Source organism: Actinoallomurus soli (assembly GCF_024055715.1).
Classification (GTDB): domain Bacteria; phylum Actinomycetota; class Actinomycetes; order Streptosporangiales; family Streptosporangiaceae; genus Actinoallomurus; species Actinoallomurus soli.
This window is the reverse complement of the sequence record NZ_JAMXMV010000053.1, coordinates 1-6,966: the sequence shown is the minus strand read 5'-3', so window position 1 is coordinate 6,966 and position 6,966 is coordinate 1. Positions and strand designations below refer to the sequence as shown.

Here is a 6,966-nt window from a genome sequence, read left to right as displayed (position 1 = left end):
CACCGATGGTCAGGGTTATTTCCATTCGGCGCGTACGGTCGATGGTCAGACGGTCTATGGGAGTGACACCACCGATGGCGGGTGGATCTCCGATGACGGTAAGACCGCCATCGACAAGGACGGGAAGGTCCAGCACGGGATCACCGATCCCAACACGCACAACTTCCTGCCGGACGGCACGACGCACACCTTGCCCGACGGCACCGTCCTGTACGGCTTCACGGTAGGCGGTGACTTCTACTCCGACGACGGCACCATCATCGTGCTGGCGAACGGGACTGTACTCCACGGAAAGACCGATACGAGCACCGGCATCTTTACGCCGACCGATGGTAACGGCGTCTATCTCATCCTCAAGAGCGGGATCGTCCACGGTAGGACCGATCCGATCGACAACTCCATCATCACCGATGGTGGCCAGCGCTACATGACGCCCGGGTCCTACAAGGTCGACCTGCAGGCGCTAGCGAATTCCATCGTCGTTATTCAGCGGCAGCGGGACAGGATCTCCGACACGTTCGATCAGATCAATACCCGGATGTCGGGCCTGGATGCCTATTGGAAGGGTCCCGCTGCTGAAACGTTCGATCCGGTGCGCACGTGGTATACCCAGGCCAGCAGCGACCTGTTGGGGATCCTCGACGAGATCATCACCCGGATGACGAAGTCCCACGACAATTACCAGGATGCCGAGTCTAAGAACGCGGCGAACGTAACGTCCGCCTGACCTGCTGGTCTCAACGAGGAGGTGCTATCAAATGTCCGATACCAACTACGATCAGGTCGGCTACCTCGCGATCGGGCCGTGGGGAATCGATGACACGGCGACCAAGCTGCAGGATCTCGTGCAGGATGTCGTGGGCTCCCTCACCTACATCGATGCCGTCCTGCAGTCGCTGGTGCTCAACGATTGGATGGGCAAGAGCCAGCAGGAAGCCGACGACTTCAACAGCCGATGGTCCGCGGTCATGAGCGAGATGTTCGGAAGCGATGACAAGCCCAACGATGGCGTGCTGAACGCCATAGTCAACGGAATCGCCAACGCCGGGAGCAACTACAACAAGGCCGAGTCCGGCCTCATCAGCACCTGGAGCCAGTTCTCCGCCAGGTTCGACCCCCCCAAATGGCGCCGCACCCAACCGCAGCTCCCTGACATCAACGCCACCCCGCCGGACGAACTGGACACGAACAAGACCGCCATCACGGCCGACTATCACCCGAAGACCTGATCGCGGTCACCGATGCGGCGGCGGGCCGCATCCGCATCCTCGTCCGCCGTCACGACGATTCCCCCTCGAGGCAGCCCCACCGATGAGCAGGATCGCTTTCCACCGCCCGGCACGGATGGCACCGCCACCCGTGCCGGAGGACAAGGTCGCCATCGCGGCACCCCCGCAGTTGCCGCCGCCGACCGGCATGTCCACCATGCTGATGCTGCTCTTGCCGTTGCTGACCAGCGTCAGCATGGCGGCGTACCTCATCGCGACCGGCCGGCAGTGGATGATGGCGCTGGGCGGGCTGTTCATCGTCACGTCGGTGGGCCTGAGCGTCGGCATGCGGATGCAGATGCGCGGGAAGACCCGCCAGGCCAAAGAGCACCAGCGTGAGCGTTACCTGGAGTATCTGGCGGGAATTCGCCGGCAGGCGCGGGAAGTGGCCCAGGTGCAGCGCTTCGCAGCGGCCTGGGTGCATCCGAGTCCGGAGCGGTTGTGGGCGATCGCGGCCCGCCGGCGCCGCGTCTGGGAAAGGCGGCCCGAGGACCCCGACTTCCTCAGGCTGCGCATCGGCACGGGGGACGGGCCGCTGGCCGTCACCCTCACGACCACCAAGCGATCCGATCCGACCGTCGACTACGACCCCCGTTCCCTGCACGCCGCCGAGGACCTCGTCCAGACCAACAAGACGGTCGAACGGCAACCGGCGTGGATCGATGTCGGGCGGGCCGGCGTGGTGAGTCTGGTGGGTCCCGTCGCGGAGACCGAGGCGGCGGCCTCCGCCCTGCTGTGCCAGCTCGCCACCCTCCACGCACCGGACGACGTGCGGGTTGCCGTCGTCACGTCCGGGGACGCGCGGTGGGAATGGGTCAAGTGGCTCCCGCACACCCATGAACCCGATACACGGGAGCGCGGGATCGAGGTCGTCCCGCTGGTCGCCGAAGATGTGGGCGGCCTGGCGGACCACCTCGAGGCGGAGCTCGACCGGGCCGCGGTGGCCGGCGCGGAGCGCGGCACCCGGCTGGTGTCCATGAGCGCCCGGGAGAGCCCGCGGCAGCGGCTCGTCGTGGTGTTGAACGACTATGATCCACGAGCGCCCTGGACCCGGTCGCCCCTGATTCTGCGCCTGATGGCGGAGGCTGGGCCGCACTTGGGCATCACCGTGGTGTGCCTGGTCACGGCCGAGGCGGACGAGCCGGAGCGCGTGGACGTGCGGGTGCGCCTCGACGCGTTCGGCGGCCTCACCCTTGAGGGGGCGAAGGCCGGGCTGCACAGCACCGTGCAGGACGCGACCGTCGACCGCATCGAACCCGCCCTGCGGTCACGGATCGCCCGCTCGCTCGCGCCGCTGCGGCTCACCGGCGAGCAGGAGCAGGTTCTCACCCAGTCCGTGTCGCTGCCGGCCATGCTCGGCATCGACGTCACGTCACTCGACCCGACCACCGCCTGGCGCGCACCCGACGACGAAGGGCTCCTGCGGATTCCGGTCGGCGTGACCGCCAATGGTGAGGCCCTCGTCCTCGACCTGAAGGAGTCGGCGCAGGGCGGCATCGGGCCACACGGCCTGGTGGTCGGCGCCACCGGCTCGGGCAAGAGCGAACTACTGCGCACGCTGGTCACCGGCCTGTCGATGACCCATTCGCCAGAACACCTGGGCTTCGTCCTGGTCGACTTCAAAGGCGGCGCGACCTTCGCGGGCCTGACCGGGCTCCCGCACGTCGCAGGTCTGATCACCAACCTGGCCGACGACCTGTCCCTGGTCGAACGGGTGCGGGTCGCCCTGGTCGGCGAGCAGCAGCGGCGGCAGCAGCTGCTGCGGCAGGCGGGCAACATCGACTCGATCCGTGACTACCAGGTCAAACAGGCGGCCGGTGGCACGGACGTGAACGGCGCGCCGCTGCCGCCGCTGCCGTACCTCATGATCATCGTCGATGAGTTCGGTGAGCTGCTGTCCCAGCGCTCGGACTTCATCGACCTGTTCGTGCAGATCGGCCGCGTCGGCCGCAGCTTGGGCATGCACCTGCTCCTGGCCACCCAGCGGCTGGAGGAGGGCCGCCTGCGCGGCCTGGAGTCCCACCTGTCCTACCGGATCTGCCTGCGCACCTTCAGCGCGGCCGAGAGCCGTACGGTGATCGGCACGGCGGACGCGTACAAGCTGCCGCCGATTCCCGGCTCGGCCTACCTGAGAGTGGACGAGTCGATCTACGAGCGCTTCCGGGTGGCGCACGTCTCCCGGCTGTACGAGGACCCCGCCGCGCAGGACGGCCGGCGGACACCGATCGCGCCGGTCCCGTTCGGCCTGCGCACCCCGCCCACGGCGGAGGACATCGCACCCGAACCCGCGGTCACCCCCGTACCGGGGTCCGGAACGACCGAACTCCAGATCGTGGTCGGGCAGCTTGCGGCGAGCAGCGCGCCGACCCATCAGGTCTGGCTGCCGCCGCTGCCGCCGCACTACCCGCTCGACCCGCTGCTCGCCCCGGTGGAGGTCGTGCCGGAGCGCGGGCTGCAGAGTCAGTCGTGGCCGTTGAGCGGGGAGTTGAAGTTCCCCATCGCGGTCGCGGACCTGCCCGCGCAGCAGGAACAGCGCCCCACCCTCCTGGACCTGGCGGGAGTCCACGGGCACCTTGCCCTCGTCGGCGCGCCGCAGAGCGGCAAGAGCACGTTCCTGCGCACGGCGCTGCTCAGCGCGATGCTCACCCACACGCCCGATGAGCTGCAGTTCTACTGCATCGACCATGGTGGCGGCGCGCTGCACGGGCTGGAGAGCGCCCCGCACGTGTCGGGGGTGGCCGGGAGGCGGGACACCGAACGGGTCCAGCGTGTACTGGCCGAGGTCACCCGGCTGATCGCGACACGCGAACGGATGTTCCAGGACCTGGGTGTCCAGTCCGCGGCCGATTTCCGCGAACTGCGCCGGACCGGCGCTCTGCCGCGCGGCGTACGCGCCGCCGACGTCGTCCTCGTCATCGACAACTGGGGCGCCCTGAACGCGGAGATGGACAACGCCGCCGCGATCGCCACGGACATCGTCACCCGCGGCCTGGGCGTCGGGGTGCACCTGATGCTGACCGCCAACCGCTGGGCCGAGATACGGCTGTCGCTGCGCGACGGCATCGGCGGACGTCTCGAACTCCGGCTGAACGACCCGGCCGAATCAGAGGTCAACCGTCAGGAGACCCGCAGGATGGGCCGGGTGCCGGCCGGCCGGGGCCTCATGCCGCCCGGAGTCCCGTTCCAGGTCGCCCTGCCCCGCTTGGACGGCGCCGACGGCCTCGACGGCCTCGCCGAGGCGCAACGCGAGCTCCTTGCCGCGATCACCGATTCATGGCAGGGACCGCCGGCGCCGCCGTTGAAGGTGCTGCCCGACCGGATCAGCGTGAAGGAACTGGACGAGCTCCTCGCCGACACGTCGGCCGTCGGCAACCCGTGGGAGGGCGCCGGACGAGGACTGTCCGCGGCGGAGGTCCCCATCGGCCTCGCCCAGACCGACCTGCGCCCGGTCGGTCTGGACCTGACCGCCGGCCAGCCGCACTTCCTCGTCCTGGGCGACTCCGGCTCCGGCAGGACCTCGTTCCTGCGGGCCTGGATGCGGGGAATGGGCCGCCGGTACTCACCGTGGGACGTCCGCTTCATCGTCATCGACTACCGTCGCAGCCTCCTCGACGTCCTGCCCGAGCCGTACATCGGCGCGCAGGCGGGCGATCCCGAACTGGCGGCCGTGTTCGTCGCCCAGGTGGCAGACAAGCTGAAGGAGCGGATGCCCCCGGCCGGCCTGACCGCCGCCCGGCTGCGCGATCGCGACTGGTGGGAGGGGCCGGAGTTCTACCTGGTCGTCGACGACTACGACCTGGTGGCGAGCGGCGCGGACCGTGGCCCGCTCGCGCCGCTGGCCGCCTTCGTCACCCGGGGCGAGGAACTCGGCTTCCACATCGTGCTCGCCCGCCGCGTCAGCGGAGCCGCACGGTCCTTGATGTCCGACCCGCTGCTGGGGCGGCTGCGGGAGTTCGGCTCCGACGGACTCATCCTGTCCGGTGACCCGCGTGAGGGAGTCCTGCTCGGGGACCAGCGCGCCGCGCAGCGGGTTCCCGGGCGTGGCCTGCTGATCCGCCGGCGACAGGAGGCCGCGTTGATCCATGCGGTCGTCGATGACGAGACCGAGCCGGTGACCTACGAAACCTTGCCGACCGGGTCCGGGAAGGAGGTGTAGTCATGAGCGACCAGTGGCGGACTGATTGGGGGTCCTGGACCACCTGGGAGGACTACGTCGGCAACCTGGACCTGAACGCCATCTTCGAGCTCGGCAACCAGTGGATCACCTTGGGCGATGATCTGGCCGCCGGGGAGCTGGACCTCGCCAGCACGATCGCCGTCATCGGATGGCGGGGTGGTGCCTACGACACCGCCCAGGAGGCCTGGCACAGCCACGTAGGCGTCGAGATGAACAATGCCGCCAACGCGGCGTGGAAAATCGGCGAGGCCATCAACGCCTACGGCAAGTACATTTATCAGCAAGCCCAGAATATGGCCGATGAGAACAACAAAGATTACCTGATAAACATCCTCAGCTTCTTCCTCGCTGTGGTGACGGCTCCGCTGAGTTTCGGGATCGGAGCCCTCATCTCAATGTTGGGGAAGATCATCGGTATGCTCGCAGCCGGCCTCGAGACCTTGGGCGAAGCTGTCGGCGGTTTGCTAGGGACCGTCGGCGAGTTCACCGGTGACGTCGTCACGTCAGTGGCCAGCACCGTCGGCGTCGACATCGGCGCGGTGACCGCCAGGATCGGCCCCGTGGTGAACACCGTCGGCGAGACCGTCGGCGGGGCCGTCACGCCAGTGGTCAACGTCATCGGCAAGGTGACCCCCATCATCGGCAAGGCGGCCCCCATCGCCGGTGACGTCGCCATCGGGGCCACCTTCGAAACGGGCATGACCCTCGGCATCGATACGACCGCCAACAGAATAGCGTCGGCTGCCACGCACACTCCGTCCACGATCGATTGGGGGGAAGAAGGCAAGAATCTGTGGGGCGCCGCCATCGGGGGCGGTCTCGGCAGTGGCCTTCTGGGCATCGCCGCCAGAGGAGGCAAGCCTGACGTGGGCGTGCCCGGGGGCAAGGGGACGAATCTTCCGGACCCTCCCCATCCTGCGGTCACCGGTGAGAGCGGCCCCGGCACCCGCCCCGGCCCCGGCCCCACGGGAGCGGCGGGCACGGGTCCCGGTGCGGGAAGCCATGTGCCGTCGACCGTCAAGCCCGGGGAGACCTCCTTCAGCGGGCCGGGCAAGGACGGTTTCGGCCCGCCGGGCACGAACAACTTCACCGAGCATCCCGGCGGGGAGGTGGTCACGTCTACGTCGGCGTCCGCGCACCCGGGAGACGGCGGGCACGCGCCGAACGAATCGTTCACGCCCGCCGCATCGTCATCATCATCGAACCCCGGGGCGTTCCGGGCCCCGCCGGCCGGCGAGAAGGCGCCGGGACCCGGCACGGCCGTGCCCGGCGACGGCCGTTCGAACCCCGGCTTCCAGGGCAACGGGCGTGCTACGGGCACGGAGGGCGTTGCTCCGCCGGTGGCGTCACGTGGTGGTGGGGAGGGTGCTGCTCCGCCGGTGGCGTCACGTGGTGGTGGGGAGGGTGTTGCTCCGCCGGTGGCGTCACGTGCGGGTGGCCCGCAGAGTGGTGCCGGGAATGGCAGGGGCGACTCCTTCTCGTCCGATCCGGCCGCGTCCCCCGGTCCCAGGGTGCCGGGAA

3 protein-coding genes and 1 pseudogene are annotated in these 6,966 nt (G+C 68.9%); all 4 read left to right on the top strand.

Translation table 11 applies throughout. From position 1 onward, the window contains the following. On the top strand, positions 1–727 hold a 727-nt coding region (locus NDW01_RS42530; protein WP_252830361.1), incomplete at its 5' end, for a WXG100 family type VII secretion target. A 31-nt stretch (positions 728–758) separates the two neighbouring features. Then, positions 759–1,229, top strand: a complete 471-nt coding sequence (locus NDW01_RS42525) for a WXG100 family type VII secretion target (protein ID WP_252830360.1) — start codon at positions 759–761, stop codon at positions 1,227–1,229. 82 nt (positions 1,230–1,311) lie between these two features. Next, positions 1,312–5,424, top strand: coding sequence for a type VII secretion protein EccCa (gene eccCa / locus NDW01_RS42520; protein ID WP_252830359.1), 4,113 nt, complete (start codon positions 1,312–1,314; stop codon positions 5,422–5,424). A 2-nt stretch (positions 5,425–5,426) separates the two neighbouring features. Next, positions 5,427–6,966 (top strand): annotated as a pseudogene (locus NDW01_RS42515) (hypothetical protein); the annotation flags it as partial.

Coding starts and splice junctions, on each gene's coding strand:
- eccCa (WP_252830359.1), top strand. CDS start 1,312: ATGAGCAGGATCGCTTTCCACCGCCCGGCACGGATGGCACCGCCACCC.
- NDW01_RS42525 (WP_252830360.1), top strand. CDS start 759: ATGTCCGATACCAACTACGATCAGGTCGGCTACCTCGCGATCGGGCCG.